Below are 26,601 nucleotides of genomic sequence, written 5' to 3' on the forward strand. Positions count from 1 at the left end.
ATCGTTAACACCTCAACGTGCCAGATGTATTTTTGAATCGTCGTCCACAATCGAATCGATTCAGATAAGGGCTACAACCAAAAACCCCTGCGTTTCGCGATTTATTTTAGATATCGAAAAAATTATTTTATGTGATGAAGATCCGTAATTTAACTTTCGATTAGCAGAAATTTCGAAAGGTAAAATATCCTTGTCACATTCGTTTGCAAAGGAAGGTAAATCTTTGCCAAATCAGATGTGTCTCTGATATGTTTAACTCCTGTTTAACAACCATGGAGTATAGGGCAGTAGCCCGCAGTATGGATCGTCACCGACGTCATTTCAGCATCAGGCCTTTTAACGCCTGCCTTTCTGGCACTTTATGCCGCACCTTTCGTTTGCATTTTGTCGTTACGCCTGCATTATTTCTGGCGTCGAATAGCTATTCCTTAAGCAGGAGCTTGTCATGGAATTCTTAATGGACCCCTCAATTTGGGCGGGGCTACTCACGCTTGTTGTTCTGGAGATTGTGCTGGGTATCGATAACCTGGTCTTCATCGCCATTCTTGCTGACAAACTGCCGCCAAAACAACGCGATAAAGCGCGTTTGCTGGGATTATCACTGGCGCTGATTATGCGTCTGGGGCTGCTGTCGCTGATTTCATGGATGGTCACGCTGACCAAACCGCTATTTACCGTCATGGATTTCTCCTTCTCCGGACGCGACCTGATTATGTTGTTCGGGGGGATATTCTTGCTGTTCAAAGCAACAACCGAACTGCATGAACGGCTGGAAAACCGCGATCATGATTCCGGCCACGGTAAAGGCTACGCCAGTTTCTGGGTGGTCGTCACACAGATCGTCATCCTTGACGCCGTCTTCTCGTTGGATGCGGTAATTACGGCAGTAGGGATGGTTAACCATCTGCCAGTGATGATGGCGGCGGTAGTGATTGCGATGGCGGTTATGCTGCTGGCATCGAAACCGCTGACGCGATTTGTTAACCAGCATCCCACGGTGGTGGTGCTCTGTCTGAGCTTCCTGTTAATGATAGGTCTGAGTCTGGTGGCAGAAGGTTTCGGTTTCCACATTCCGAAAGGTTACCTGTATGCCGCGATTGGCTTCTCGATCATCATCGAAGTGTTTAACCAAATTGCGCGTCGCAACTTTATTCGTCACCAGTCGACTTTGCCGCTGCGAGCGCGTACTGCCGATGCCATCCTGCGTTTGATGGGCGGGAAACGTCAGGCCAATGTCCAGCACGATGCCGATAACCCGATGCCGATGCCGATCCCGGAAGGTGCATTTGCCGAAGAAGAACGTTACATGATTAACGGCGTACTGACGCTGGCGTCGCGTTCTCTGCGCGGGATCATGACGCCGCGCGGTGAAATAAGCTGGGTTGACGCTAATCTCGGGGTCGATGAAATCCGCGAGCAACTGCTCTCTTCACCGCACAGTCTGTTCCCGGTATGTCGCGGTGAACTGGATGAAATCATCGGTATCGTACGTGCTAAAGAACTGCTGGTGGCGCTGGAAGAGGGCGTTGATGTGGCGGCGATTGCTTCGGCGTCTCCGGCGATTATCGTCCCGGAAACCCTCGATCCGATCAACCTGCTGGGCGTACTGCGTCGTGCTCGCGGGAGCTTTGTTATCGTGACCAACGAGTTTGGTGTGGTACAAGGTCTGGTCACGCCGCTGGATGTGCTGGAAGCCATTGCGGGTGAATTCCCGGACGCTGACGAAACGCCGGAAATCATTACCGACGGTGACGGCTGGCTGGTAAAAGGCGGTACAGATTTGCATGCCTTGCAGCAGGCGCTTGATGTTGAGCACCTTGCCGATGACGATGATATCGCGACGGTCGCGGGCCTCGTGATCTCGGCAAATGGTCACATTCCCCGTGTGGGCGATGTGATTGATGTAGGGCCACTGCATATCACCATCATTGAAGCCAATGATTATCGTGTTGATCTGGTTCGCATTGTTAAAGAGCAACCGGCGCACGATGAAGATGAGTAAGTGTTAACGTAACGGCATAACGGGCGTGATATGTCCATTATGCCGGGCGGGCGGCGGTTGGCTGCCCGCCAGCCATTTGGGAAAATCACGTAGCGGCATCGGCTGTGCGTACAAATACCCTTGCAAAATATGCACGCCATGACGGCGCAAATACTTCGCCTGTTCTTGTGTTTCCACACCTTCCGCCACCAGTTCAATATTCAGTCTTTGCGCCAGTGCGATGATGATATCGGTCACCGTCGAGTTAACCGCGTCAGAACCTATAGCTGCGGTAAATGACTTATCAATTTTCAGCACGTCAGGACGTAATGTTTCAAGCCAGGAAAATGAACTATTGCCGGTGCCGAAGTCATCAATCGCCAGTTTGACGTTTTTACGATGTAGCTCGCGGGCAATCCGATAATCAACATCCAGTAAGGCATCGCGTTCGGTGATTTCGAGGATCAGTTGCTGAATCGGGTGAGCGCTAAACCAGTACTGATTGAGATCTTTTATCAGCACACCACGGCGAAAATGGCTGGGTGCGACGTTAATGCCAACATGAAACTGACTACTCATTGGGAAAACATGCCGCTGACGGATGGTTTCTGCCATCACATAGCGGGTCAGTGGCACAATTAAATGATGTTCTTCCGCGATAGGAATAAACACATCCGGTGAAATCCAGCCCTGACGTGGATTGTTCCAGCGCAGCAAAATCTCTACACCAATACATTGCTGGCTGCGCGCATTAAGCAAAGGCTGGCAGAACAATTCGAACTCATGTTGCGCCAGGCCCAGATTGATTTCACGGGAAAAACTCATCCGGTAAGCGGTCGCCAGCCAGGCGATATAGCCCACAAGTAAACTTAGCAGCACCGCCAGCGGTAATTGTGTTGGAAGATAGTGCCATGCCAGCGCCGTAGCCCCCGGACCATTAACGTTAATGGTAAAAGGAAAGCGTTGCGAAGAAACCTGGTAGTTTTCATTGTTTTCAGGTTGCGGAAGGGAATCTACCAGCCCATTACCATAGAGCAAATGCCGATCGTCCACCGTCAGGCTGGCGCTACTGATTTGCGGCAGTTGTGGCTCAAGCAGCATTGCCGCCAGTAAGTCGATGTTAATCATCTCCATGACCCCAGCTTTGCTACTGCCCGCTGCTGGCGTCCACTGAATCAAAACCGGACTGCCTTTAATCAGGGCACGGTCGATCGTCAGGCGTAAAAGTGGTTGCGGTGCAGGAAGTTCAGCCAGAATGTCCACGACGGGCACATTGCGATAACCAAAAATGCTGGAGCAATAAAGTGTGCCGTCTTGCACCAGGCCAATGGATCGCACAGTTTGGAGTTTTGCCGCCTGTTTACGTAATGGCAAATGGGCGACAGAGCAGGGCAGACCAATCAGCGGAAGCAAGACTTCGCTACCTGCCTGTAGGGGAAGCAGTACTTTATCTAATTCCTCTACAGCGTGATTGGCGAATTGTACTACCCGTTGTTGATTTAAGTTACGCTGTGAAATAAATCGCACGCTCAGGGTCGAAGCGAGCGTAACGAGGGCGCAAATCGTACAAACAATCATTCGATTACGGCGATAGGTTTTAATGATCCGTTGTGCTTTTTGCATGCGGGCCACCCTGTAAGCGTATGGCGACAAACGCCTGACGCAACAGTGGAAGTGTAGTGGGGAATATTACAGCAGACGAGAAAGCGGGGATAAATTCGCCCATCCGTTGCAGATGGGCGAGTAAGAAGTATTAGTCACACTGGACTTTGATTGCCAGACCACCGCGTGAGGTTTCGCGGTATTTGGCGTTCATGTCCTTACCGGTTTCGTACATCGTTTCGATGACCTTATCCAGCGAGACGCGCGGTGCGCTGGTGCGGCGCAGAGCCATCCGTGCGGCGTTAATCGCCTTCACAGAGGCAATAGCATTACGCTCAATGCACGGCACCTGAACCTGCCCTGCAACCGGGTCGCAGGTCAGACCGAGGTTGTGCTCCATGCCAATTTCCGCCGCCACACAAACCTGTTCCGGGCTACCGCCCAACAGCTCGGCAAGGCCCGCAGCAGCCATTGAACAGGCAACACCCACTTCGCCCTGGCAACCGACTTCCGCACCGGAAATAGAGGCGTTCATTTTATACAGTGCACCAATCGCACCCGCTGCCATAAAGTAGCGGGTATAGATGTCCGGGCTGACGGACTCAATAAAGTGGTCATAGTAAGCCAGCACTGCCGGAACAATGCCACAAGCACCGTTGGTTGGCGCAGTTACCACGCGACCACCGGCGGCGTTCTCTTCGTTAACTGCCAGCGCAAACATGTTTACCCAGTCAATGACATTCATCGGATCGTTAGACAGTTTATCGCTGGAAACCAGCATCCGGCGCAGGGCAGACGCACGACGCGGCACGCGCAGCGGGCCTGGCAGTACGCCTTCGGTGTTCATCCCGCGATCGATACATGCCTGCATGGTTTGCCAGACATGCGCGAAATACTCGTCGATCTCTTTCTTGCTGTGCAGCGCCAGTTCATTCTGCATAGCGAGACCAGACAGCGAATAGCCGGTTTCATTGCAGTACGCGAGCAGTTCGGTGGCAGATTTGAACGGATACGGCACGCTCACTTCGTTGGCGGCATCCTGACCAAAGTGTTCTTCATCGACGATAAAACCGCCGCCGATGGAATAATAAGTTTTGCTGTAGACGACTTCATCGCCGTTATAGGCGTGGATTTGCATACCGTTTTCATGCAGCGGCAGGTTACCGTTATGAAAACGCATCCCGTTGTCGCGCGGGAAATCCACTTCATGCCGTCCCTGTGCCAGCAGCAGACGTTCGCGCTCTTCTACGTCGCGAATAAAACCGGGAATACTGTCGATATCCACGGTGGCAGGTTCGTTACCTGCAAGACCCATAATAATGGCGATATCGGTGTGGTGGCCTTTACCCGTCAGCGACAGTGAACCATAAACGTCCACGGCAACGCGAGTAACGCTATCCAGTAAGCCTTTTTCGACCAGATCATCGACGAACTGTTTACCCGCCTTCATAGGCCCTACGGTATGGGAAGATGAGGGACCAATCCCCACCTTAAACATGTCGAATAGACTAATCACGATAATACTCCTGACAAGGTGACTGGACTTCCAGTAACGAACTAATAACAGCGCATAGTGTAAGAGGGAACGCGGCGACTGGCTTAACTATTCACATGAATTAAACTAATCAAAAACCGCGATTTAACTAATATTGCGATGATTGTCTCAAGTAGTGTTTTGTAGATGTAAAGATAAGTATAGTCAGGGTTTCACACCAATTTGCAGTGCCAGCTCACGAATTATGCCTGCGGTCATTCCCCATACAAAATACTGTTCGTACCAGGACAGCCATACCCGATGTGAATCGCCACGGCGGTAGATATCTAAAGGATGATAACGACCCAGATGTAATGCCTGGGCGAGCGGCATTTCAAAGACGGCGGAGACTTCATCTTCACTGGCGCGATACGGCAGATCGGGCGGGATAATGCCGACCACTGGGGTTACCTGATAGCCAGTGACGCTATCGACGGGCGGTAGCACGCCGATAACCTCAACGGCGGAAGGCGGTATAGCGACCTCTTCTTCAGCTTCGCGCAGCGCGGCGGCGATAACGGATGTGTCCGTGTCATCGACTGCACCTCCAGGGAATGCCACTTGTCCGGCGTGTTTACGCAGATGAATCGAACGCTGAGTCAGCAACAACCCCGGTTGCGGTCGACGGACGATGGGGATTAACACGGCAGCCTGACGATGATTTAGGGTTTCCCGGTTAATTTGCGGGCGCAAAAGTTGAAAGCGCGATAAAAAATCATCAAGCGTCAGGCTACGGTATTCCACGTCTTACTTCTCCAGTTGGCGTAATATCTTATTAACTTTATCAAAAGTTTCCTGATATTCCGCTTCTTCCTGGCTATCGGCGACAATTCCACCCCCCGCAGAGCAGTAAATTTGTCCGTTAATGGCAGTCAGCGTGCGGATAGTAATGCTGGTGTCCATGTTGCCGCAAAAGCTCAAATAGCCAATGCTGCCGCACCAGGCATTGCGTCGCTGCGGTTCCAGTTCGTCGATAATTTCCATAGCCCGTACTTTCGGAGCCCCAGTTATTGAGCCACCAGGAAAAGCCGCGCGCAGCAGATCGCTGGCGTGTAACTGTTCTGGTAGTTGCGCCGTTATGGTGCTGACCAGATGATGCACGGCAGGGAAGGGTTCCACCACGAACAGCTCTGGTACTTTTACCGAACCTGCTACGGCAACACGACCGATATCATTACGCATTAAATCGACAATCATCAGATTTTCGGCACGATCTTTCGCTGAGTTCGCCAGTTTCTCTGCTTGTTTGCTATCTTCCTGAGGATCGGGCAGGCGTGGTAGCGTGCCTTTAATCGGGCGGGTCTGGATTTCACTGTTATCACAAAGGATAAACCGCTCTGGCGAAAGGCTTAAAATCGTGCCTTGTTCAAGGCGTAAAAAAGCGCTAAACGGCGCGCGGTTGGCCTGATTAAGCTGAAGGAATGCCTGCCATTCATCGCCAGAATAGGTCGCATGAAAACGCTGGGCGAGATTCACCTGATAGCAATCACCGCTGTGCAGATATTCCTGTACCTGGCGAAATTTTTCGCCGTACTGCTCGCGGGTCATATTGGATTGCCAGTCGGAAGTGAGCGTGAAATCTTCCTGTGGGGAGAATTGCTGGCTTTCCAGCCATGCCCGACGGGCATTGACATCATTATGACTCAGCAAAGAAACTGTTTGACGCTGGTGGTCAACAACCAGCGCCCAGTCGTAGATACCCACTGCCATATCCGGCAGAACGATATCTTGCTGCGCAATTTCTGGCAGTGACTCAAAACGGCGGCCCAGATCGTAGCCAAACAACCCCAGCGCGCCGCCCTGAAATGGCAAATCTTCGTTATGCGCTGGGCGAATGTCTGCGCGATCCAGCACCTGCTGGAGCACCTGTAGCGGGTCATCAGTGGTCGTTGTACGTTTATCGCTTTCACTAATAACGGTTTCTTTACCGAAAGTAGTTAAAGTGCAAATTGGCTCGGCGACCACAATATCAAAGCGGCTATACGGATGATCGGCATAGCCGGAGTGTAAAAGCATCGCCCACGGCAGGTGGCTTAAGCGTGAGAAATAAAATTCAGCGGCGTCCTGACGCCAGGGTAAAGTAATCACAGCGGGAGATAACGTCTTCATCAGTCCTGACTCTACTGGCTATGTGCCGGGTAGCATGAAATAATTAGCGCCAACAATTTAGCAGGAGTTAACAATGTTTGCAGGTTTACCTTCACTCACCCATGAACAGCAGCAAAAAGCTGTCGAGCGGATCCAGGAACTGATGGCACAAGGGATGAGCAGCGGCCAGGCAATCGCGTTGGTGGCAGAAGAGCTGCGTGCCAACCATTCCGGCGAGCGAATCGTGGCGCGTTTTGAGGATGAAGACGAGTAACACACTTATCCGTATCGCTTTCGTTATAGAAGCCGATAGTTATTTGATTGTGAGAAAAAGGACGCTTTTCATATGTGATTAAAAGCGTCCTGACCCATTTATGCTGATATAAATTTAACTTAGACCAGTGCTTTTAGTTCTTCCTGCATATATGTTGAAAAGTATTCAGGATTTTTAATCACAATGCGTTCACCAGACTCCATTTTTTTTGCCCATCCAACCATTTTTTCCGTGAACCCCGGGTTCCAGCCTTCCTGGTCAGCTCGCGCCGTAATATCAGCGGCACTCGCGGGTACTCCCAGTTCTTTCAAATATTTAAAGATTCCCTTCGCCGTGCTTTCATTCATCGAACTTGGTGTTGGTGCTGATACATCCATGGCACCAATGAAATCCAGGGCTTTATCTATTACAGCAGGCATATTCTTATCCTTAAAATTAACCATGTTATCGATAAGGCTATATATGACCTTAATTTGCATCTAATATCAAAGGGATTATAACGATATGGCACGAGTTAACCTGTTGACATTCAGGTGTTTTAAGGGTAGCAGCTCATGGTGTGTTATCCAGTAAGAGGGAGAAAATTAACGGTCAGTTCTCACGCTATAACCAAATTGTTCAGCTAAGAAAGAAAACCAGAGATGCTAATCGAAGGGCGAACACAACGGCATGGTTATATTTATTTATATAGTTAGCTTTATAGCTAAAATTGAAATTATAAAAATAAATAATGAATTAGCAGGAGCATCAACAGTAATATCTTAATCTCTGGTCGATTTATGTAAACCGACCAGTATTATCGATAAATTATCGTCTGACTTATTTTGCTTCGATAAAGCTTACACCGCAGCCACAATCTTAATTTCAACTTTATACTTCGGGTTCATCAAACCCGCTTGTACCGTGCAGCGCACCGGCGCATGACCCGCGACAACCCAGGCATCCCACGCTTTATTCATCGCCGCGAAGTCGTTTTTATCAGCCAGGAAAATGGTGGCATCCAGAATGCTCGATTTATTGCTGCCCTGTTTTCCCAGCACGGCGTCAATCTGCGCCAGCGTGTTGGCGGTTTGCTCAAAAGCATCGGCGTCGAGGTTTTCCGGTACACCAGTGTAGTAGAGCGTGTTGTTGTGGATTACTACATCAGACCAGCGGGCTTGAGCATCGATACGAACGATAGTCATCATTTTGTCCTCATTATCCTTCCATTTTCGTGCTGCAAAGACTGCCACAATGTGAGGTCGCCGTCACCACTTCAACTGGCGAAAGCGCCCTCATCCTGACATAATCCCTGTTCAAATCAACAGGGGGTAGTGTGACGGACGATTTTGCACCAGACGGTCAGCTGGCGAAAGCGATACCAGGCTTTAAGCCGCGAGAACCACAGCGACAGATGGCGGTAGCCGTCACCCAGGCGATAGAAAAAGGCCAGCCGCTGGTGGTGGAAGCAGGAACCGGTACGGGCAAAACCTACGCTTACCTGGCTCCTGCGCTGCGGGCGAAAAAGAAAGTCATTATCTCGACCGGCTCAAAAGCGTTGCAGGATCAGCTCTACAGCCGCGATTTGCCAACAGTCTCAAAGGCATTGAAATATACGGGCAACGTGGCGCTGCTGAAAGGGCGCTCAAACTACCTCTGCCTCGAGCGTCTCGAACAGCAGGCGCTGGCGGGGGGCGATCTGCCGGTACAAATCTTAAGCGATGTGATCCTGCTGCGCTCCTGGTCTAATCAAACAGTCGATGGTGATATCAGCACCTGCGTCAGCGTGGCGGAAGATTCACAGGCGTGGCCGCTGGTCACCAGCACCAACGATAACTGCCTTGGCAGCGACTGCCCGATGTATAAAGATTGCTTTGTGGTCAAAGCACGCAAAAAAGCGATGGACGCCGATGTGGTGGTGGTGAATCATCATCTGTTTCTGGCGGATATGGTGGTGAAAGAGAGCGGTTTTGGCGAACTGATCCCGGAAGCGGACGTCATGATCTTCGACGAAGCCCACCAGCTGCCCGACATTGCCAGCCAGTATTTTGGTCAGTCACTCTCCAGTCGACAACTGCTCGACCTGGCAAAAGACATCACCATCGCCTATCGCACCGAATTAAAAGATACTCAGCAGTTACAAAAGTGCGCCGACCGCCTTGCCCAGAGCGCGCAGGATTTTCGCCTGCAACTCGGTGAGCCTGGTTATCGTGGCAACCTGCGCGAACTGTTAGCTAATCCGCAAATTCAACGGGCGTTTTTACTGCTCGATGACACCCTGGAACTTTGTTATGACGTGGCGAAACTGTCGCTGGGGCGTTCCGCCTTGCTGGATGCGGCATTTGAGCGCGCCACGTTGTATCGTACGCGGCTGAAACGGCTAAAAGAGATCAATCAGCCGGGCTACAGCTACTGGTACGAATGCACTTCGCGCCATTTTACTCTGGCACTCACGCCGCTCAGCGTGGCGGATAAATTCAAAGAGTTAATGGCGCAAAAACCCGGTAGCTGGATCTTTACCTCAGCAACGCTGTCGGTGAATGACGATCTGCATCATTTTACCTCGCGGCTTGGCATTGAACAGGCAGAGTCGTTGCTGTTACCCAGCCCGTTTGATTACAGCCGCCAGGCGTTACTCTGTGTGCCGCGCAACCTGCCGCAAACCAATCAACCGGGCTCCGCACGGCAACTGGCGGCAATGCTGCGACCGATCATCGAAGCTAACAACGGTCGTTGTTTTATGCTTTGTACCTCGCACGCCATGATGCGCGATCTGGCCGAGCAGTTCCGCGCTACCATGACGCTTCCCGTTTTGTTGCAGGGGGAAACCAGCAAAGGGCAACTGTTGCAGCAATTTGTCAGCGCCGGTAACGCGCTTCTTGTGGCAACCAGCAGCTTCTGGGAAGGGGTGGATGTGCGTGGCGATACATTGTCATTGGTGATTATCGACAAGTTGCCGTTTACCTCGCCGGATGATCCACTATTAAAAGCGCGCATGGAAGATTGCCGTTTGCGTGGTGGTGACCCGTTCGATGAAGTACAACTGCCGGATGCGGTGATTACTCTCAAGCAGGGAGTAGGGCGACTGATTCGCGACGCCGACGATCGCGGCGTGCTGGTGATTTGCGATAATCGGCTGGTGATGCGCCCTTACGGCGCGACGTTTCTCGCCAGTCTGCCGCCAGCGCCGCGCACCCGTGACATTGCCCGTGCGGTTCGTTTCCTTGCGATACCATCCTCCAGGTAATTTGTGATGGAGTATGGTATGATGCGCGCCTTTTTATTGATCTAAGCACGAAGACCCATGCGAATTCTGGCTATCGATACCGCGACAGAGGCCTGCTCTGTCGCCCTGTGGAACGACGGTACTGTCAACGCTCATTTTGAGCTTTGCCCTCGTGAACATACTCAACGAATCTTACCGATGGTGCAGGATATCCTGACCACCAGTGGAACTTCCCTGACGGACATAAATGCTCTGGCTTACGGGCGCGGCCCCGGTAGCTTTACTGGCGTGCGCATTGGTATTGGTATTGCGCAGGGGCTGGCGCTTGGCGCGGATCTGCCGATGATTGGCGTTTCCACGCTCATGACCATGGCGCAAGGGGCGTGGCGCAAAAACGGCGCAACCCGCGTGCTGGCAGCCATTGACGCGCGAATGGGGGAAGTTTACTGGGCCGAATATCAGCGCGATGAAAACGGCGTCTGGCACGGTGAAGAAACCGAAGCCGTACTCAAACCTGAACTCGTTCATGAACGGATGCAACAGCTTTCCGGCGAATGGGTGACGGTAGGGACGGGCTGGCAAGCCTGGCCGGATCTCGGTAAAGAGAGCGGGTTGGCCCTGCGCGATGGCGATGTGTTACTGCCTGCCGCCGAAGATATGCTGCCGATTGCCTGCCAGATGTTTGCCGAGGGAAAAACCGTCGCGGTAGAACATGCCGAACCGGTTTATTTACGTAACAACGTCGCATGGAAGAAACTTCCGGGCAAAGAATGAATCTTAAGAGTATGCCCTGAGAAAAAAGGAGTCGCATCATGGCGGTTCAAAAGAATGTTATCAAAGGCATACTGGCAGGTACGTTTGCGCTAATGCTGAGCGGTTGTGTCACTGTGCCGGACGCCATTAAAGGCAGCAGTCCCACGCCGCAACAAGATTTAGTTCGGGTGATGAGTGCGCCGCAGCTGTACGTTGGTCAGGAGGCTCGCTTTGGCGGCAAAGTGGTTGCGGTACAAAACCAGCAAGGGAAAACCCGCCTGGAAATTGCCACCGTACCACTGGACAGCGGAGCCAGACCGACGCTGGGAGAACCTTCTCGCGGTCGCATTTATGCCGATGTGAATGGTTTTCTTGATCCGGTCGATTTCCGTGGGCAGCTGGTGACAGTTGTCGGGCCAATCACCGGTACGGTTGACGGAAAAATCGGCAACACGCCCTATAAATTTATGGTGATGCAGGCAACAGGTTACAAACGTTGGCATTTAACCCAGCAGGTGATTATGCCGCCTCAGCCGATTGATCCATGGTTTTATGGCGGTCGTGGCTGGCCCTATGGCTACGGTGGATGGGGCTGGTATAATCCCGGCCCCGCGAGAGTACAAACTGTTGTAACTGAATAATTGCTTGTTTTTAAAGAAAAAGAAACAGCGGCTGGTCCGCTGTTTCTGCATTCTTACGGTAAAGATAAAAATAAATAGTGACGCGCTTCGCAACCTTTTCGTTGGGTAATTATCAAGCTGGTATGATGAGTTAATATTATGTTAACGGCATGTATATCATTTGGGGTTGCGATGACGACGAACACGCATTTTAGAGGTGAAGAATTGAAGAAGGTTTGGCTTAACCGTTATCCCGCGGACGTTCCGACGGAGATCAACCCTGACCGTTATCAATCTCTGGTAGATATGTTTGAGCAGTCGGTCGCGCGCTACGCCGATCAACCCGCGTTTGTGAATATGGGGGAGGTGATGACCTTCCGCAAACTGGAAGAACGCAGTCGCGCGTTTGCCGCTTATTTGCAACAAGGGTTGGGACTGAAGAAAGGCGATCGTGTTGCGTTGATGATGCCTAATTTATTGCAATATCCGGTGGCGCTGTTTGGCATTTTGCGTGCCGGGATGATTGTCGTAAACGTTAACCCGTTGTATACCCCGCGTGAACTTGAGCATCAGCTTAACGATAGCGGCGCATCGGCGATTGTTATCGTGTCTAACTTTGCTCACACTCTGGAAAAAGTGGTTGATAAAACCGCCGTTCAGCACGTAATTCTGACCCGTATGGGCGATCAGCTATCTACGGCAAAAGGCACGGTAGTCAATTTCGTTGTTAAATACATCAAGCGTCTGGTGCCGAAATACCATCTGCCAGATGCCATTTCATTTCGTAGCGCCCTGCACAACGGCTACCGGATGCAGTACGTCAAACCCGAACTGGTGCCGGAAGATTTAGCTTTCCTGCAATACACCGGCGGCACCACTGGTGTGGCGAAAGGCGCGATGCTGACTCACCGCAATATGCTGGCGAACCTGGAACAGGTTAACGCGACCTATGGTCCGCTGTTGCATCCGGGCAAAGAGCTGGTGGTGACGGCGCTGCCGCTGTATCACATTTTTGCACTGACCATTAACTGCCTGCTGTTTATCGAACTGGGGGGGCAGAACCTGCTTATCACTAACCCGCGCGATATTCCAGGGTTGGTAAAAGAGTTAGCGAAATATCCGTTTACCGCTATCACTGGCGTTAACACCTTGTTCAATGCGTTGCTGAACAATAAAGAGTTCCAGCAGCTGGATTTCTCCAGTCTGCATCTTTCCGCAGGCGGTGGGATGCCTGTTCAGCAAGTGGTGGCAGAACGTTGGGTTAAACTGACTGGACAGTATCTGCTGGAAGGTTATGGCCTGACCGAGTGCGCACCGCTGGTCAGCGTTAACCCGTATGATATTGATTATCATAGTGGTAGCATCGGTTTACCGGTGCCGTCGACGGAAGCCAAACTGGTGGATGATGATGATAATGAAGTACCACCTGGTCAACCGGGTGAGCTTTGTGTCAAAGGACCGCAGGTGATGCTGGGTTACTGGCAGCGTCCGGATGCTACCGATGAAATCATCAAAAATGGCTGGTTACACACCGGCGACATCGCGGTGATGGATGAAGAAGGATTCCTGCGCATTGTCGATCGTAAAAAAGACATGATTCTGGTTTCCGGTTTTAACGTCTATCCCAACGAGATTGAAGATGTCGTCATGCAGCATCCTGGCGTACAGGAAGTCGCGGCTGTTGGCGTACCTTCCGGCTCCAGTGGTGAAGCGGTGAAAATCTTCGTTGTGAAAAAAGAACCATCGCTTACCGAAGAGTCACTGGTGACTTTTTGCCGCCGTCAGCTCACGGGCTACAAAGTACCGAAGCTGGTGGAGTTTCGTGATGAGTTACCGAAATCTAACGTCGGAAAAATTTTGCGACGAGAATTACGTGACGAAGCGCGCGGCAAAGTGGACAATAAAGCCTGAGCGTTAAGTCAGTCGTCAGACGCCGGTTAATCCGGCGTTTTTTTTGACGCCCACTAAAGAGAATACAATTTGAATTACCAAATGATTACCACGGACGATGCGCTGGCTTCTTTGTGTGAAGCCGTCCGTGCCTTTCCGGCGATAGCCCTGGATACTGAATTTGTTCGTACGCGCACCTATTACCCGCAACTGGGTCTAATTCAACTTTTTGATGGTGAGCATCTGGCGCTAATTGATCCTCTCGGGATCTCCGACTGGTCACCGCTGAAGGCGATCCTGCGCGATCCGTCCATCACAAAATTTCTCCATGCAGGCAGTGAAGATCTGGAAGTGTTCCTCAATGTCTTTGGCGAATTACCACAACCCCTGATTGACACGCAAATCCTTGCTGCCTTCTGCGGACGCCCGATGTCATGGGGTTTTGCTTCCATGGTGGAAGAGTATTCCGGCGTTACGCTGGACAAGAGTGAATCGCGCACCGACTGGCTGGCCAGACCGCTGACCGAACGTCAGTGTGAATACGCAGCGGCGGATGTCTGGTATCTGTTACCGATCACCGCAAAACTTATGGTAGAAACGGAGGCCTCCGGCTGGCTACCTGCGGCGCTGGATGAATGCCGCCTGATGCAAATGCGTCGTCAGGAAGTCGTTGCGCCGGAAGATGCCTGGCGTGATATCACCAATGCCTGGCAGTTACGCACACGCCAACTGGCCTGTCTGCAACTGTTAGCCGATTGGCGATTGCGCAAGGCTCGGGAGCGCGATCTGGCAGTGAACTTTGTCGTGCGTGAAGAGCATTTGTGGTCGGTAGCGCGTTATATGCCGGGAAGTTTAGGCGAACTGGACAGCCTGGGTTTATCCGGTAGCGAAATCCGCTTTCACGGTAAAACGCTGCTGGCGCTGGTGGAAAAAGCGCAGACATTGCCGGAAGAGGCCTTACCGCAGCCGATGCTTAACCTGATGGACATGCCGGGTTATCGTAAAGCGTTTAAAGCGATTAAGTCGCTGATTACTGACGTGAGCGAAACGCACAAGATCAGCGCCGAATTGCTGGCATCGCGTCGGCAAATCAACCAACTGCTGAACTGGCACTGGAAACTGAAACCGCAGAACAATTTGCCGGAGCTGATTTCCGGCTGGCGTGGTGAGCTGATGGCGGAAGCATTACACAATTTATTGCAGGAATATCCGCAGTAAAATCTTCCGAAGCCGGACTGGGCGCGCTCAGCGCCACATCCGGCTTCGGCAAACTACAAATCCAACACCAGGCGTTTACCCTTCGCGCGCGAACAACAGATCAACATACTTTGCTGGCTGGCACGCTCTTCATCGCTAAAATACTGATCCCGATGGTCAGCTTCACCTTCCAGTATTGCCGTTTCGCAGGTTCCGCATACCCCTTCACGACATAAACATTCCACTTTCGCTGCTTTATTATTTTCAATAACCTGCAAAATAGTCATCTCTTCCGGCACCACAAACTCTTTTCCGGAACGGGCAAGCACCAGGGTAAATGCATCGCCGGTTTTGTCTTCAATCGCAAATTGTTCAAAGTGCATCGTATCGGCGGCGATGTCCAGACGCGCAGCTTCACTTCTTACCGCCTCATTTAGCGCCTCGGGGCCACAGGTATAAACATGTGTGCCAGGTTCGATATCCGCCAATAATCGCGCTAATTCCAGTCGTGTTCCGGTTGATGAATGATGAAAATGAACTTTCTCAGCCTGCGGATGCTGGACTAGCTCATCACGAAATGCGCAACTTTCTGGATTTCGCGAGCAGTAATGTAACTGCCAGTCGACGTCGCTGTATTGCAACTCTGCCAGGTGCGACAGGAAAGGGGTGATACCAATACCGCCCGCGATAAACAGATGCTTTCTGGCCGAGGGAATTAGCGCAAACAGGTTATTAGGCGTTGAAATCGTTAACCGATCGCCCACTTTTACCTGCTGATGCAAAAAGCGGGAACCGCCGCGCGAGTGTTCTTCCAGCCGAACGGCAATCTGATAACAAGAGGTGTCATGCGGCGAACTCAGTAGTGAATACGCATTGCTGTACTCGTTATCACCATCGCTCATCTGCACAATGACGTGACTTCCTCCGGTAAACGCAGGTAATGGTTTGCCATCGGTTGCCACCAGCGTGAAGCGTTTCACCTGTTCGGTAAGCGGTTCAATTTGGCTCACCTGTACTTCAAACATTTGATAGTCTGACATTGCTGTACTCCATCAAAAATCAGCCCAGCGGCGGAAAATACCGCCGCCGATGTCATTAGTCCTTAAACACCTGCGCCAGCAGATTATGGAAATGGGCGATACCATGTTCGGAAATTCCGCTACCGCTACTGTCGGCCATGATGCGCCCCTGACCACGATAGCCACGCGATTTCAGCCCTTTCTGTACGCTTTCAACCAGACGTAAATCTTCCGGACGGAACACATCGCGATACCACTCAATCAGCGATTTTTGCTCGTCGGTTAACTCTTCATTGGTGAAGTAAATATCGTAGTTTTGCAGGGTAGTTTCAGAATCCACCGGGAATTCATAAATGACCGTCATCATCCCTTTGATTGGGGTGACGTTCAGCATCGTGCACGGCCACAGCCAGAAACCGTGGAATGCCGCATCCGTGCCCTCTTCGAATTTGAAAGACTGTTCTGACGGTTTGGCGAAACCGTATTGCAGCGTCCAGTTACCGTGCATGGTGTGCCAGTAACGATCAACCTGAACGGAGTCGGAGAAACCTGGATGCGCCGGACCACAGTGATAGCACTCGAGATAGTTATCGACAATGTTCTTCCAGTTGGCAGGCGTGCGGGTGGTAAAGCGGGCCGCCAGTTTCAGGTCGTGGACTTCCGGGCAGGCTTCCAGCACTTTCGCCCCCAGACAGGGTAACTGATCTTCTACGCTGGTGGCGTTGGGATCCATGTTGATGAAGACGAATCCGGCATATTCGTCCAGACGCACCGGAACCAGTTGCGCTTTGTCGCTATCGAAATTGGCGACGTTTTCGCAGTTACGTGCATGGGCCAGGTTGCCATCGAGTTTGAATGCCCAGGCGTGATACGGGCAGGTAATCACATTTTTCGCTTTTCCTTCACCGCTCAACAACTGATGACCACGGTGCGGACACACGTTATAGAACGCGCGCAAAACCTTATCACGACCGCGTACCAGCACAATGCTTTCGCCAATGATCTCACGCGTCACATAATCATTGGCATTCGCCAGTTCGCTGCTGTGAGCGACGCAAATCCAGCTTTTGGCGAAGACGTTCTCTTTTTCGTGTTCAAAGGCGTTCTGATCGGTATAAAAACGGGCAGGAATGGTCCACGCCTCCTGCGGGTTAGCGCAAAAATTTTCGGGTAGTACAAAGTCAGGGCTCAGATTGCTCATAGGGATACCTTTATCGTTAGGATGATGGCGCTCAGTTGTCGCCTTTGAATACGGTTCCCGCAGGGAGCACTGGTGTTTTTTCCAGGGCTTCAACCGGTGTCTGCGGGAGATAATGTTCAACTTGATGAGCCGGAATGTCGGCGTAATCCTGTTTCAGCCAGCGAATAAATCCGCCGACTTTCACCAGTAAAATGACGAGGAACGGAAGGGCTGTGAGTACGACGGTGGTTTTCATCGTTTCCAGCGACGCGCCAGTGAAAAGAATTGAAAGCGGGATCAAGGTAATTACCACGCACCAGAAAAGACGCAGCCCACGGTCAGGATCGTCACCTTCCTGGAGATTACGCGTACTGGTTGCCGCCATGGTGTAGGTCACTGCATCCATATGCGAGGCAAGGAAAATAATCATCACGCCCAGGTATGCGGCGAGGAACAATTTACCGGCTGGCAACGACATCAGAACTTGCTGCACAGCTGTCTCGCCGCCCAGTGTTTCCAGCACCTGTGGGACGTTGATTACGCCATTGATAAACTGGTGAATGGCATAGCTTTCCATTACGCCGAAGAAGAACCAGCAACCGACGGTGCTGCCGAGGATCAGTCCCCAGATAACTTCTTTAATCTTACGACCGCGGGAAACGCGGGTGACAAACATTGCTACGCCAGGGGTGTATGAGATCCACCACAGCCAGTAGAAAACGGTCCAGTTGCGGGTAAATGATCCATCGCCAAGCGGATCGGTGAATAAGCTCATTTGCAGGAAGTTTTGCGTGGTCAGGCCGATGGCATTGATGATGCTGTTGGTAATAAATTCGGTTGGACCGACAATCAGCACCAGTAATGGCAGCAGGAACGCGCCCCAGCCAACCATTTTGCTCAGACGTTGCAAACCGTTGTTGATACCAATCCATGAGCTTAGGCAAAAAATGCCGCCGGAAAGCAGGATCACAAATGCCTGCACGGTGAAATTATCGGGTAAACCGGTCAGCGCGGAAAGCCCACGGGTAAAGGTTGCTGCGGTGACAACAAGGGAAATGGTCAGTGCGCCGACAGTGGCGATCAGGAACATCAAATCGACCAGTTTTCCCCACGGGCCTTGCGGGCGAACGCCGGTAATCGCGGCAATAATGCCGGAAAGACTCAGACCTTTGTTTTTCCGCACATGAAAGTGATAAGCCATGATTAATGAGGCCAGCGTATAAGTTGCCCAGGCGCTGATGCCCCAGTGGAAGAAGGAGTAAGGGACGCTAAATTCGAGTGCCTGTTGTGAACGCGGTGCGATATTTAATCCAGGTGTTTGATAATAATAGGCCCATTCAGCAACCCCCCAATAAAGCGTAGAAGAACCTAAACCGGCACAAATAAACATAAACAGCCAGGAGAGCGTGCTGTATTCCGGTTTTCCTTCGCCAAGACGAATATTGCCGTATTTACTGGTGGCTAAATAAATCACCAGTCCCATTGCCAGCAAAACCAATACCTGTACGGCGGAACCTAACGTACGCGTAACAAAAGTGTATATAGCGTTGGCCGCGTCGGCCGATTGTTGTGGGAAAAGGCTTAATGCAGCTGCGATGAAAAGAATGGCCACCAGACTGATGCTTATCAGCGGCACATCTTTTTTCTTAACATTGCTCATCATGAGTCATCTCCTGGGCATAAAAGCCCGTCTCTGGCTTTTGCCAGTTGTAATTATTTGCAGGGTAATGAGTTGTATGTCGTGATTAACAAATTGATTATTTGCATGTTACATAAATTAAACAATTAAGAATACGGAAAGCCATAAAACACGAAACGGAAACAATAAAAGGTGAAATGACGCAGGTTATTTACTGCAAAGAACGAATAAAAAAACCGCGTCAGTGACGCGGTTCAAATAAACTGGTTTGACCTTAACGCAAAATAATTTTGCAAATCGCGTCGGCAACCTGTGGCGTGGTGGCATTGCCTTTCATATCAGGTGTTTTCGGCCCGTGAGCAATCACTTCTTCAATCGCGGCCAGAATACCGTTATGCGCTTGCTGGAAACGCTCATCGCCATTGCCGAGAAAATCGAGCATCATTGCACCGGCCCAAATTGTGGCGATAGGGTTAGCAATGTTTTTCCCGTAGATATCCGGCGCGGAACCGTGGACTGGCTCGAAGAGCGACGGGAAAGTGCGTTCCGGATTCAGGTTGGCGGATGGGGCAATGCCAATGGTGCCGGTGCAGGCCGGGCCAAGATCGGAAAGGATATCGCCAAACAAATTGGACGCCACTACCACATCGAAGCGTTCCGGCTGCATCACAAAACGCGCGCAGAGAATATCAATATGCTGCTTGTCCCAGCAGATCTCCGGGTAATTCTCGGCCATTGCTTCCACTCGCTCATCCCAGTACGGCATGCTGATGGCTAAACCGTTCGATTTAGTGGCAGAAGTTAGCGTCTTACGTGGGCGGCTTTGTGCAAGTTCAAAGGCATAACGCAAAATGCGATCGACACCACGACGCGTAAATACCGATTCCTGAATGACGACTTCATGCTCTGTACCTTCATTCACTCTACCGCCGAGCGAGGAATATTCGCCTTCGGTGTTTTCCCTGACCACGTAAAAATCGATGTCGCCAGGCTGTTTTCCCGCCAGCGGGCAGGGAACGCCAGGAAAGAGACGAACCGGGCGCAGGTTGACGTACTGGTCGAACTCACGACGAAATTTCAGCAGCGAACCCCACAACGAAATATGGTCCGGAACGGTATCCGGCCAGCCGACGGCACCAAAATAGATGGCGTCGAAACGGCTAAGTTGCTCATGCCAGTCGTCCGGCATCATTTTACCGTGATGGCTGTAATACTCGCAGCTCGCCCACTCCATTTGCTCAAAACTCAAGGCGAAGCCCCAGCGCTCAGCGGCAGCCTGTAACACGCGAATCCCTTCAGGAAGGACTTCTTTGCCAATCCCGTCTCCCGGGATCGCAGCAATACGCATCGTTTTCATCATTGGGTTCTCACTTCCTGACCATCAAAATTGACAATACCCTCATCCTATAATTGACTGAAAAGGAATTAATCCCCGTAACTGGTGAAACATAAAACACGAATCATGAACAATTTACCGCTGCTGAACGATTTGCGCGTCTTTATGCTGGTGGCTCGCCGGGCTGGTTTTGCCGCTGTGGCGGAAGAACTGGGCGTTTCACCGGCGTTCGTCAGCAAGCGCATCGCCTTGCTGGAGCAAACGCTAAACGTGGTGTTGTTACACCGCACCACCCGCCGCGTCACCATTACCGAAGAAGGAGAGCGGATTTATGAATGGGCGCAGCGGATTTTGCAGGATGTCGGTCAGATGATGGACGAACTTTCTGACGTGCGTCAGGTGCCACAGGGGATGCTGCGTATTATCAGCAGCTTTGGTTTTGGACGACAGGTGGTGGCTCCGGCGTTATCAGCACTGGCGAAGGCGTATCCGCAACTGGAATTACGTTTTGATGTGGAAGACCGACTGGTCGATTTGGTCAATGAAGGTGTCGATCTCGATATTCGCATTGGCGATGATATCGCCCCTAATTTAATCGCCCGCAAACTGGCGACTAATTACCGCATTCTCTGCGCGTCGCCGGAATTTATTGCGCAACATGGCGCGCCGAAACATTTAACCGATCTTTCTGCATTGCCGTGCCTGGTCATTAAAGAGCGCGATCATCCTTTTGGTGTCTGGCACTTACGCAATAAAGAAGGCCACCATGCGATTAAAGTCACCGGCCCACTGTCGTCTAATCATGGAGAAATTGTCCATCAGTGGTGTCTCGATGGACAGGGGATTGCTCTGCGCTCCTGGTGGGATGTTAGCGAAAACATTGCCAGTGGTCATTTAGTACAAGTGCTACCGGAATATTACCAGCCAGCGAACGTCTGGGCCGTTTATGTTTCAAGGCTGGCGACGTCAGCGAAAGTGCGGATAACGGTAGAATTTTTACGCCAGTATTTTGCCGAGCACTACCCGAATTTTTCACTGGAGCATGCCTGATTAATGATTCAATTATCGGGTTGATATCAGGTTAAAACCTGATTTTCTCCTTTCTAAGCCGCTACAGATTGGTTAGCATATTCACCTTTAATCGCGCATGATCGAAAGATAATTAAAGAGGTTAATGTGTTCGCTGAATACGGGGTTCTGAATTACTGGACCTATCTGGTTGGGGCCATTTTTATTGTGTTGGTGCCAGGGCCAAATACCCTGTTTGTACTCAAAAATAGCGTCAGTAGCGGTATGAAAGGCGGTTATCTTGCGGCCTGTGGTGTATTTATTGGCGATGCGGTATTGATGTTTCTGGCATGGGCTGGAGTGGCGACATTAATTAAGACCACCCCGATATTATTCAACATTGTACGTTATCTTGGTGCGTTTTATTTGCTCTATCTGGGGAGTAAAATTCTCTACGCGACCCTGAAGGGTAAAAATAACGAGGCCAAATCCGATGAGCCTCAATACGGTGCCATTTTTAAACGCGCGTTAATTTTGAGCCTGACTAATCCGAAAGCCATTTTGTTCTATGTGTCGTTTTTCGTACAGTTTATCGATGTTAATGCCCCACATACGGGAATTTCATTCTTTATTCTGGCGACGACGCTGGAACTGGTGAGTTTCTGCTATTTGAGCTTCCTGATTATTTCTGGTGCTTTTGTCACACAGTACATACGTACCAAAAAGAAACTGGCTAAAGTGGGCAACTCACTGATTGGTTTGATGTTCGTGGGTTTCGCCGCCCGACTGGCGACGCTGCAATCCTGATGCTTTCAGCCCGCGTTGTCGCGGGCTTCCCATCTGTAATCCTCCCTGATTCTTCTCTGATATGGTGCTAAAAAGTAACCAATAAATGGTATTTAAAATGCAAATTATCAGGCGTACCCTGAAACGGCTGGAATAAACCGTTTTCAGCGCATTCACCGAAGGAGGGAAAAGGATGCTGCAAATCCCACAGAATTATATTCATACGCGCTCAACGCCTTTCTGGAATAAACAAACTGCGCCTGCCGGAATATTCGAACGTCATCTTGATAAAGGAACGCGCCCGGGGGTTTACCCACGCCTTTCCGTTATGCATGGGGCGGTCAAATATCTCGGCTACGCTGATGAACACAGTGCAGAGCCTGATCAAGTGATCCTTATCGAAGCGGGGCAGTTTGCGGTGTTCCCTCCAGAAAAGTGGCACAACATTGAAGCCATGACTGACGACACTTATTTCAACATTGACTTCTTCGTTGCTCCTGAAGTCCTGATGGAAGGCGCGCAACAACGGAAAGTCATTCATAACGGGAAATGAATCATGGGCAAAGCAACGTATACCGTGACCGTCACCAATAACAGCAATGGCGTTTCTGTCGATTATGAAACAGAGACGCCGATGACTTTGCTGGTACCAGAAGTGGCGGCTGAAGTGATAAAAGATCTGGTGAATACCGTGCGTTCTTATGACACGGAAAACGAACATGATGTTTGTGGTTGGTAATTATCACTGATCGTTGATGGCGCAATTTCTGCGCCATCGCAAAAAATTCCTCCGTGATGCTCGTCACAAATCTTGCCCTCCCGATGTTGTGCTATGCTTTTTATCAGCGACTAACCCGCTAATGCAAAACAGATAAGTGAGGAAACAATGGGCATTCTGTCATGGATTATTTTTGGGCTTATTGCCGGTATTCTGGCGAAGTGGATCATGCCAGGTAAAGATGGTGGTGGATTCTTTATGACTATCCTGCTGGGGATAGTCGGTGCCGTAGTCGGCGGATGGATCAGCACGCTGTTTGGCTTTGGTAAAGTCGATGGCTTCAATTTTGGCAGCTTCGTGGTTGCCGTTATTGGCGCGATTGTCGTGCTGTTTATCTACAGAAAGATTAAAAGTTAACGCGTAAATTGCACAAAGGCTGCACACAGGCAGCCTTTGCTATTTTCTAGATGTGACGTTACCACCATCCCAGCTCAGTGCCGAGTACGACAATAATCGCCACACCCATCATAATAATCGTTGTTTTTTTCATCTTTATGCTCCCGGGGCAGCATAGCCGCCAATAAAAAACCATGCTAAAAATACGACCGCTGTAATAAAGATTACAACCGGAAAAATAATACCGATTCGCATGTTATCACCAATCAAAAGGATGTGAATACGCCTCAGGAATGTAGCGCTGGATGCGCGACAAAAGGTGTTTTCTGTTTGTGTTTTTTCTCCTGATACATCGCGATATCGGCAGCATGCAGGGCACTGTCTGCATCGGTCGTTTCAGGATCGACTTCTACTATGCCAAGACTGGCACCAGGATAATACAAATCAACATCAGCTAAGTGATATTCTCCGCGTATTTGTTGTTGAATACGTTCTCGCAGCGACGAAATATCCGCATTCTCGTTGTTCAGTGAAACAACCAAAAACTCATCACCGCCGAGACGACCAATAACTTCGCCATTTTGCTGGAGCGTATTAAGGCGCTCGCCAACCTGAATGAGAAACAGATCGCCACTATTATGACCAAAACGATCGTTGATTAATTTGAAGTTATCCAGGTCGATAAACGCGATCATTATCTTATGGTTAAGATGCCGGGCGAGAGAAAACAGCGTCGTCAGATTTTCAAAAATCGCCCGCCGATTCGGTAGCCCGGTTAACGAGTCGGTATACGATTGCGCAATCAGCGCAGCATTAGCTTCGCGCAGCTGTTCAACCAGTGCCTCTTTTTGAATATATTGTGCAATCAGTCCGGCGAATAACTGCAAAACCTGTTCCGCGCGTTCACTCCACTGGCGCTTCTCACTGCTGGCGGCGCAAAGCGTGCCATAGAATGATCCATCCGGTAAGTGAATTGGCGTGCTCAGAAATGTGGTGATGCCAAGATTGCGTGCCGCAATACAGTCGCCCCAACGGTCGGGGACTTCATCGCTGAAAAAGCAGTTTTCATCAATGGCGCGTTTGCATAACGAGTAATCCCACGAGACGGTAAAATTCTCCGGGATGTGCATTTTCTGGCTGTTACGGGCAAACATTATATGCTGCAGGCGCGCTTCGACATCCACTTTGGTCAGGTAGGTTGATTCCATATCAGTGACCATTTCCAGCATCTCCAGAAGCTGTCGAACCAGACTTTCCAGTGACTGTTCTTTGGCAAGGGATTGCGAGACGCGGGCGATAATCTGATCTGACACGAAACAACTCCAGGATACGGCGGGTAAATGCTGATTATTTAATCTTTGCAGGCATGATAAAACATCATCAACAAAGATGAAACAAGGCGTAATATGTTTTGAGTGAATGTAATAAAAATAGTGCTGCAAAACAAAACGATACCGCGATACTCTAAGTCTGGATAAATATGTGAGATCAATAAATGAAAATTATCAGTTTTGTTCTGCCTTGCTTGCTGGTCCTGGCTGGTTGTTCAACCCCTTCTCAGCCAGAAGCACCTAAACCGCCACAGATTGGTATGGCAAATCCGGCGTCGGTCTATTGCCAGCAGAAGGGCGGGACGCTCATTCCTGTGCAGACAGCGCAAGGGGTCAGCAACAATTGCAAATTACCGGGCGGTGAAACGATTGATGAATGGGCATTGTGGCGACGGGACCATCCGGCTGGTGAAAAATAACCGCCGGATGGCGTACTAAAATCACAAGCTACGTAGCCAGTCTGCCAGTACCAGCGCATGGTTCTGCGTGGTGTTTTTTGCTGAGTAGAGCAGGGTCAGCGGCTGTTTTTTGGCGATGTTCGCCAGCCGCTTTCCTTCTTGCTCGTGTTGCGCCAGTTCTGCAAGATATTGCTCGCGAAAGGTTGCAAAATCGACGACTTCGCCGTGAAAGGCTTTGCGCAGTTCCGTTGACGGCGTGATTTCTTTATCCCACTCATCAAGGGCTAAATCGGTTTTTTTGATACCGCGCGGCCAGAGGCGGTCGACCAGTACGCGATAACCATCGCTCTGTTCAGCCGGATCATAAACGCGTTTGCACTGAATATTCATCGTGTTTGTTCTCCCTTTCACGCATGATTTGTCACGTCACTATAGCACCGGATATTAGCGAATTTCTTTGTCTCTCCCGGCGCAAAGTCCGAAAATCGCCATCAGTAGTGAAAGTATGGCAACACCCATCAGTGGTATGGACCAGTCACCGTTAGCATCGTGTATTTTACCCATCAGCGGCGGCCCACAGGCTGCCAGCAAATACCCGACGGATTGTGCCATCCCCGAGAGTGCCGCCGCCTGATGCGCAGAACTTGCCCGAAGACCAATGAACGTCAACCCCAGTATCATTGTTGCGCCGGAACCAAAACCGAAAAGCAGAGTCCAGGTGATCGCGTGCGCTGGCATAAAGCAGAGCCCAACCGCGCCCACTGCGCACATCAAGGCAACGAACGCTGCAATACCACGCTGATCTTTCACATGATGTAAGAAAAGTGGGATCAGCAAACCGGGAGCTGCTGTGGCTAGTTGCAGCAAACCATGCAGTGAACCCGCCTGTGCTTCGCTATAGCCGTGACTGATGAGGATCGCCGGAAGCCAGCCAATAATCACGTAATAGACGAGTGAGTTGATCCCAAGAAACAATGTTACCTGCCAGGCAAGCGGCGAACGCCAGATACCCCGAGTATGTAAGGCGCGTGAGGTACTCAAATTTGCATGTTGTTGACTTCGCCACTGTGGCAGCCATAAAAAAAGAGCCAGCAGAGGAAAAGACATCAGCATGAGCAACGCGCCTTGCCAGCCAAAACCGTTCAAAGCCAGCGGCACTACCATCGCCGATCCCAGTGCCGCTGCAGCTCCCATTGTCAGGGAATATGCGCCGGTAAGTCTGGCGACGGAATGAGGGAAATCGCGTTTAATTAATCCTGGCAGTAAGACATTACCTAATGCAATCCCACCGCCAATGACCGCTGTACCGCCAAATAATAAGTAAGGCGAAGGGAGAGAGCGAATTGCGATACCTGCACAGATCAAAAGTAACGCGGCAAACAGGCTACGTTCCATACCAAAACGTCGCGCCACCGGGGCGGCCAGCGGTGAGATTAGCGCAAAGGCTAATAATGGCAGGGTGGTCAATAAGCCGGTTTGCGCCGTCGTCAGCGAGTAAGCGGAACGAATCGTATCCAGTAACGGTGCTGCGCCGGTAAAGGTGACGCGTAATGTTGTGGCAATCATCAGAATACCAGCGATAAGGACAATCCTGTTTTTGCCGCTTAATGAAGTTGAACAGGTCATATGCTTCTCATTGTTACAAA

29 protein-coding genes are annotated in these 26,601 nt (G+C 50.7%); 14 read left to right on the top strand and 15 right to left on the bottom strand.

Features of this window, described 5'->3' with window-relative positions:
• The first annotated feature begins 299 nt into the window (after positions 1–299).
• Complete coding sequence (locus tag ACJHYW_RS00230; RefSeq protein WP_001327808.1) at positions 300–458, top strand: protein YoaL; 159 nt, start codon at positions 300–302, stop codon at positions 456–458.
• Entirely contained in the window at positions 446–2,002 is a 1,557-nt protein-coding gene (gene yoaE / locus ACJHYW_RS00235) for a CNNM family cation transport protein YoaE (protein ID WP_000394983.1), read from the top strand. Before ACJHYW_RS00230 ends, yoaE begins: the two co-directional genes overlap by 13 nt.
• 3 nt (positions 2,003–2,005) lie before the next feature.
• Here yoaE and ACJHYW_RS00240 read toward each other — a convergent pair whose 3' ends face one another.
• The 4 genes from ACJHYW_RS00240 to pabB form a co-directional block, all read right to left on the bottom strand.
• Entirely contained in the window at positions 2,006–3,604 is a 1,599-nt protein-coding gene (locus ACJHYW_RS00240) for an EAL domain-containing protein (protein WP_001361422.1), read from the bottom strand.
• Between the two features lie 130 nt (positions 3,605–3,734).
• A complete protein-coding gene (gene sdaA / locus ACJHYW_RS00245; protein WP_000624298.1) occupies positions 3,735–5,099 on the bottom strand; it encodes an L-serine ammonia-lyase in 1,365 nt (454 codons plus the stop codon).
• A gap of 183 nt (positions 5,100–5,282) precedes the next feature.
• Positions 5,283–5,861, bottom strand: a complete 579-nt coding sequence (locus tag ACJHYW_RS00250) for a CoA pyrophosphatase (RefSeq protein WP_000456733.1) — start codon at positions 5,859–5,861, stop codon at positions 5,283–5,285.
• Between the two features lie 3 nt (positions 5,862–5,864).
• Positions 5,865–7,226 (bottom strand): aminodeoxychorismate synthase component 1, encoded by a 1,362-nt coding sequence (gene pabB / locus ACJHYW_RS00255; RefSeq protein ID WP_000854993.1) that lies wholly within the window; start codon positions 7,224–7,226, stop codon positions 5,865–5,867.
• Positions 7,227–7,299: 73 nt separating this feature from the next.
• Between pabB and ACJHYW_RS00260 the strand changes: the two genes are divergently transcribed.
• Positions 7,300–7,479 (top strand): YoaH family protein, encoded by a 180-nt coding sequence (locus ACJHYW_RS00260; protein WP_000457334.1) that lies wholly within the window; start codon positions 7,300–7,302, stop codon positions 7,477–7,479.
• A 119-nt stretch (positions 7,480–7,598) separates the two neighbouring features.
• Here ACJHYW_RS00260 and ACJHYW_RS00265 read toward each other — a convergent pair whose 3' ends face one another.
• Together ACJHYW_RS00265 and ACJHYW_RS00270 are read right to left on the bottom strand one after the other, a co-directional pair.
• The gene (locus tag ACJHYW_RS00265; RefSeq protein WP_001111989.1) at positions 7,599–7,898 is read right to left on the bottom strand and encodes a DUF1889 family protein; all 300 of its coding nucleotides are present in this window, start codon (positions 7,896–7,898) and stop codon (positions 7,599–7,601) included.
• 420 nt (positions 7,899–8,318) lie between these two features.
• Positions 8,319–8,663, bottom strand: a complete 345-nt coding sequence (locus ACJHYW_RS00270; protein ID WP_024179480.1) for a RidA family protein — start codon at positions 8,661–8,663, stop codon at positions 8,319–8,321.
• Positions 8,664–8,794: 131 nt separating this feature from the next.
• Here ACJHYW_RS00270 and ACJHYW_RS00275 point away from each other — a divergent pair, with 131 nt between their 5' ends.
• From ACJHYW_RS00275 to rnd, 5 genes are all read left to right on the top strand, one after another.
• Positions 8,795–10,705 (top strand): ATP-dependent DNA helicase, encoded by a 1,911-nt coding sequence (locus tag ACJHYW_RS00275; RefSeq protein WP_000128847.1) that lies wholly within the window; start codon positions 8,795–8,797, stop codon positions 10,703–10,705.
• Positions 10,706–10,762: 57 nt separating this feature from the next.
• On the top strand, positions 10,763–11,458 hold the full coding sequence (gene tsaB / locus ACJHYW_RS00280) for a tRNA (adenosine(37)-N6)-threonylcarbamoyltransferase complex dimerization subunit type 1 TsaB (RefSeq protein WP_001220958.1): 696 nt from the start codon (positions 10,763–10,765) through the stop codon (positions 11,456–11,458).
• Between the two features lie 38 nt (positions 11,459–11,496).
• A complete protein-coding gene (gene yeaY, locus ACJHYW_RS00285) occupies positions 11,497–12,078 on the top strand; it encodes a Slp family lipoprotein YeaY (RefSeq protein WP_000290578.1) in 582 nt (193 codons plus the stop codon).
• A 204-nt stretch (positions 12,079–12,282) separates the two neighbouring features.
• Positions 12,283–13,968: a long-chain-fatty-acid--CoA ligase FadD gene (gene fadD, locus ACJHYW_RS00290; protein WP_077249133.1), complete on the top strand. Its 1,686-nt coding sequence runs from the start codon at positions 12,283–12,285 to the stop codon at positions 13,966–13,968.
• An 81-nt stretch (positions 13,969–14,049) separates the two neighbouring features.
• Positions 14,050–15,165, top strand: a complete 1,116-nt coding sequence (gene rnd / locus ACJHYW_RS00295) for a ribonuclease D (protein WP_001306170.1) — start codon at positions 14,050–14,052, stop codon at positions 15,163–15,165.
• A 53-nt stretch (positions 15,166–15,218) separates the two neighbouring features.
• Here rnd and yeaX read toward each other — a convergent pair whose 3' ends face one another.
• The 4 genes from yeaX to dmlA form a co-directional block, all read right to left on the bottom strand.
• Positions 15,219–16,184, bottom strand: a complete 966-nt coding sequence (gene yeaX / locus ACJHYW_RS00300; protein WP_001286988.1) for a carnitine monooxygenase reductase subunit YeaX — start codon at positions 16,182–16,184, stop codon at positions 15,219–15,221.
• A gap of 55 nt (positions 16,185–16,239) precedes the next feature.
• Positions 16,240–17,364 carry a carnitine monooxygenase, oxygenase subunit YeaW gene (gene yeaW / locus ACJHYW_RS00305; protein WP_061092669.1) on the bottom strand — a complete coding sequence of 375 codons (1,125 nt, stop codon included), beginning with the start codon at positions 17,362–17,364 and terminating at the stop codon, positions 16,240–16,242.
• Between the two features lie 31 nt (positions 17,365–17,395).
• A complete protein-coding gene (gene yeaV, locus ACJHYW_RS00310) occupies positions 17,396–19,006 on the bottom strand; it encodes a BCCT family transporter YeaV (protein ID WP_121868840.1) in 1,611 nt (536 codons plus the stop codon).
• 250 nt (positions 19,007–19,256) lie between these two features.
• Positions 19,257–20,342 carry a multifunctional D-malate/3-isopropylmalate/tartarate dehydrogenase gene (dmlA, locus tag ACJHYW_RS00315; RefSeq protein WP_000978487.1) on the bottom strand — a complete coding sequence of 362 codons (1,086 nt, stop codon included), beginning with the start codon at positions 20,340–20,342 and terminating at the stop codon, positions 19,257–19,259.
• Positions 20,343–20,444: 102 nt separating this feature from the next.
• Here dmlA and dmlR point away from each other — a divergent pair, with 102 nt between their 5' ends.
• The 5 genes from dmlR (at position 20,445) to ACJHYW_RS00340 (ending at position 23,247) form a co-directional block, all read left to right on the top strand.
• A complete protein-coding gene (dmlR, locus tag ACJHYW_RS00320) occupies positions 20,445–21,368 on the top strand; it encodes a DNA-binding transcriptional regulator DmlR (protein ID WP_001361424.1) in 924 nt (307 codons plus the stop codon).
• Positions 21,369–21,494: 126 nt separating this feature from the next.
• Positions 21,495–22,133, top strand: coding sequence for a leucine efflux protein LeuE (gene leuE / locus ACJHYW_RS00325; protein ID WP_000457202.1), 639 nt, complete (start codon positions 21,495–21,497; stop codon positions 22,131–22,133).
• Positions 22,134–22,305: 172 nt separating this feature from the next.
• Positions 22,306–22,665 (top strand): DUF1971 domain-containing protein YeaR, encoded by a 360-nt coding sequence (gene yeaR, locus ACJHYW_RS00330; protein ID WP_000939317.1) that lies wholly within the window; start codon positions 22,306–22,308, stop codon positions 22,663–22,665.
• A 3-nt stretch (positions 22,666–22,668) separates the two neighbouring features.
• Positions 22,669–22,851, top strand: a complete 183-nt coding sequence (locus ACJHYW_RS00335) for a DUF1869 domain-containing protein (RefSeq protein WP_000513737.1) — start codon at positions 22,669–22,671, stop codon at positions 22,849–22,851.
• A 147-nt stretch (positions 22,852–22,998) separates the two neighbouring features.
• On the top strand, positions 22,999–23,247 hold the full coding sequence (locus ACJHYW_RS00340) for a GlsB/YeaQ/YmgE family stress response membrane protein (protein WP_000512153.1): 249 nt from the start codon (positions 22,999–23,001) through the stop codon (positions 23,245–23,247).
• A 58-nt stretch (positions 23,248–23,305) separates the two neighbouring features.
• On the opposite strand, the gene yoaJ is transcribed toward ACJHYW_RS00340, so the two are convergent.
• From yoaJ to dgcP, 3 genes are read right to left on the bottom strand one after another with little or no spacing between them, the layout of a single operon-like run.
• On the bottom strand, positions 23,306–23,380 hold the full coding sequence (yoaJ, locus tag ACJHYW_RS00345; protein WP_001386836.1) for a protein YoaJ: 75 nt from the start codon (positions 23,378–23,380) through the stop codon (positions 23,306–23,308).
• A gap of 2 nt (positions 23,381–23,382) precedes the next feature.
• Positions 23,383–23,481, bottom strand: a complete 99-nt coding sequence (locus ACJHYW_RS00350) for a YoaK family small membrane protein (RefSeq protein WP_001219350.1) — start codon at positions 23,479–23,481, stop codon at positions 23,383–23,385.
• A gap of 32 nt (positions 23,482–23,513) precedes the next feature.
• Positions 23,514–24,539, bottom strand: coding sequence for a diguanylate cyclase DgcP (gene dgcP / locus ACJHYW_RS00355; protein ID WP_001361425.1), 1,026 nt, complete (start codon positions 24,537–24,539; stop codon positions 23,514–23,516).
• A gap of 182 nt (positions 24,540–24,721) precedes the next feature.
• Between dgcP and yoaF the strand changes: the two genes are divergently transcribed.
• The gene (gene yoaF / locus ACJHYW_RS00360) at positions 24,722–24,976 is read left to right on the top strand and encodes a DUF333 domain-containing lipoprotein YoaF (protein WP_000691930.1); all 255 of its coding nucleotides are present in this window, start codon (positions 24,722–24,724) and stop codon (positions 24,974–24,976) included.
• 21 nt (positions 24,977–24,997) lie between these two features.
• Here yoaF and ACJHYW_RS00365 read toward each other — a convergent pair whose 3' ends face one another.
• Positions 24,998–25,345: a DUF488 domain-containing protein gene (locus ACJHYW_RS00365; RefSeq protein WP_001317878.1), complete on the bottom strand. Its 348-nt coding sequence runs from the start codon at positions 25,343–25,345 to the stop codon at positions 24,998–25,000.
• Between the two features lie 54 nt (positions 25,346–25,399).
• Positions 25,400–26,581 (bottom strand): 2-nitroimidazole transporter, encoded by a 1,182-nt coding sequence (gene nimT / locus ACJHYW_RS00370; RefSeq protein WP_000128497.1) that lies wholly within the window; start codon positions 26,579–26,581, stop codon positions 25,400–25,402.
• Positions 26,582–26,601: the final 20 nt, after the last annotated feature.

It is taken from the genome of Escherichia sp. WS3063, assembly GCF_046486595.1.
Lineage (GTDB): Bacteria > Pseudomonadota > Gammaproteobacteria > Enterobacterales > Enterobacteriaceae > Escherichia > Escherichia coli.

Bases quoted from the DNA above. Each gene is read 5' to 3' on its own strand.
- ACJHYW_RS00230 (WP_001327808.1), top strand. From the start codon at position 300: ATGGATCGTCACCGACGTCATTTCAGCATCAGGCCTTTTAACGCCTGC.
- yoaE (WP_000394983.1), top strand. From the start codon at position 446: ATGGAATTCTTAATGGACCCCTCAATTTGGGCGGGGCTACTCACGCTT.
- ACJHYW_RS00240 (WP_001361422.1), bottom strand. From the start codon at position 3,604: ATGCAAAAAGCACAACGGATCATTAAAACCTATCGCCGTAATCGAATG.
- pabB (WP_000854993.1), bottom strand. From the start codon at position 7,226: ATGAAGACGTTATCTCCCGCTGTGATTACTTTACCCTGGCGTCAGGAC.
- ACJHYW_RS00260 (WP_000457334.1), top strand. From the start codon at position 7,300: ATGTTTGCAGGTTTACCTTCACTCACCCATGAACAGCAGCAAAAAGCT.
- ACJHYW_RS00265 (WP_001111989.1), bottom strand. From the start codon at position 7,898: ATGCCTGCTGTAATAGATAAAGCCCTGGATTTCATTGGTGCCATGGAT.
- ACJHYW_RS00270 (WP_024179480.1), bottom strand. From the start codon at position 8,663: ATGACTATCGTTCGTATCGATGCTCAAGCCCGCTGGTCTGATGTAGTA.
- tsaB (WP_001220958.1), top strand. From the start codon at position 10,763: ATGCGAATTCTGGCTATCGATACCGCGACAGAGGCCTGCTCTGTCGCC.
- yeaY (WP_000290578.1), top strand. From the start codon at position 11,497: ATGGCGGTTCAAAAGAATGTTATCAAAGGCATACTGGCAGGTACGTTT.
- rnd (WP_001306170.1), top strand. From the start codon at position 14,050: ATGATTACCACGGACGATGCGCTGGCTTCTTTGTGTGAAGCCGTCCGT.
- yeaX (WP_001286988.1), bottom strand. From the start codon at position 16,184: ATGTCAGACTATCAAATGTTTGAAGTACAGGTGAGCCAAATTGAACCG.
- yeaW (WP_061092669.1), bottom strand. From the start codon at position 17,364: ATGAGCAATCTGAGCCCTGACTTTGTACTACCCGAAAATTTTTGCGCT.
- yeaV (WP_121868840.1), bottom strand. From the start codon at position 19,006: ATGATGAGCAATGTTAAGAAAAAAGATGTGCCGCTGATAAGCATCAGT.
- dmlA (WP_000978487.1), bottom strand. From the start codon at position 20,342: ATGATGAAAACGATGCGTATTGCTGCGATCCCGGGAGACGGGATTGGC.
- dmlR (WP_001361424.1), top strand. From the start codon at position 20,445: ATGAACAATTTACCGCTGCTGAACGATTTGCGCGTCTTTATGCTGGTG.
- yeaR (WP_000939317.1), top strand. From the start codon at position 22,306: ATGCTGCAAATCCCACAGAATTATATTCATACGCGCTCAACGCCTTTC.
- ACJHYW_RS00335 (WP_000513737.1), top strand. From the start codon at position 22,669: ATGGGCAAAGCAACGTATACCGTGACCGTCACCAATAACAGCAATGGC.
- ACJHYW_RS00340 (WP_000512153.1), top strand. From the start codon at position 22,999: ATGGGCATTCTGTCATGGATTATTTTTGGGCTTATTGCCGGTATTCTG.
- ACJHYW_RS00350 (WP_001219350.1), bottom strand. From the start codon at position 23,481: ATGCGAATCGGTATTATTTTTCCGGTTGTAATCTTTATTACAGCGGTC.
- yoaF (WP_000691930.1), top strand. From the start codon at position 24,722: ATGAAAATTATCAGTTTTGTTCTGCCTTGCTTGCTGGTCCTGGCTGGT.
- ACJHYW_RS00365 (WP_001317878.1), bottom strand. From the start codon at position 25,345: ATGAATATTCAGTGCAAACGCGTTTATGATCCGGCTGAACAGAGCGAT.
- nimT (WP_000128497.1), bottom strand. From the start codon at position 26,581: ATGACCTGTTCAACTTCATTAAGCGGCAAAAACAGGATTGTCCTTATC.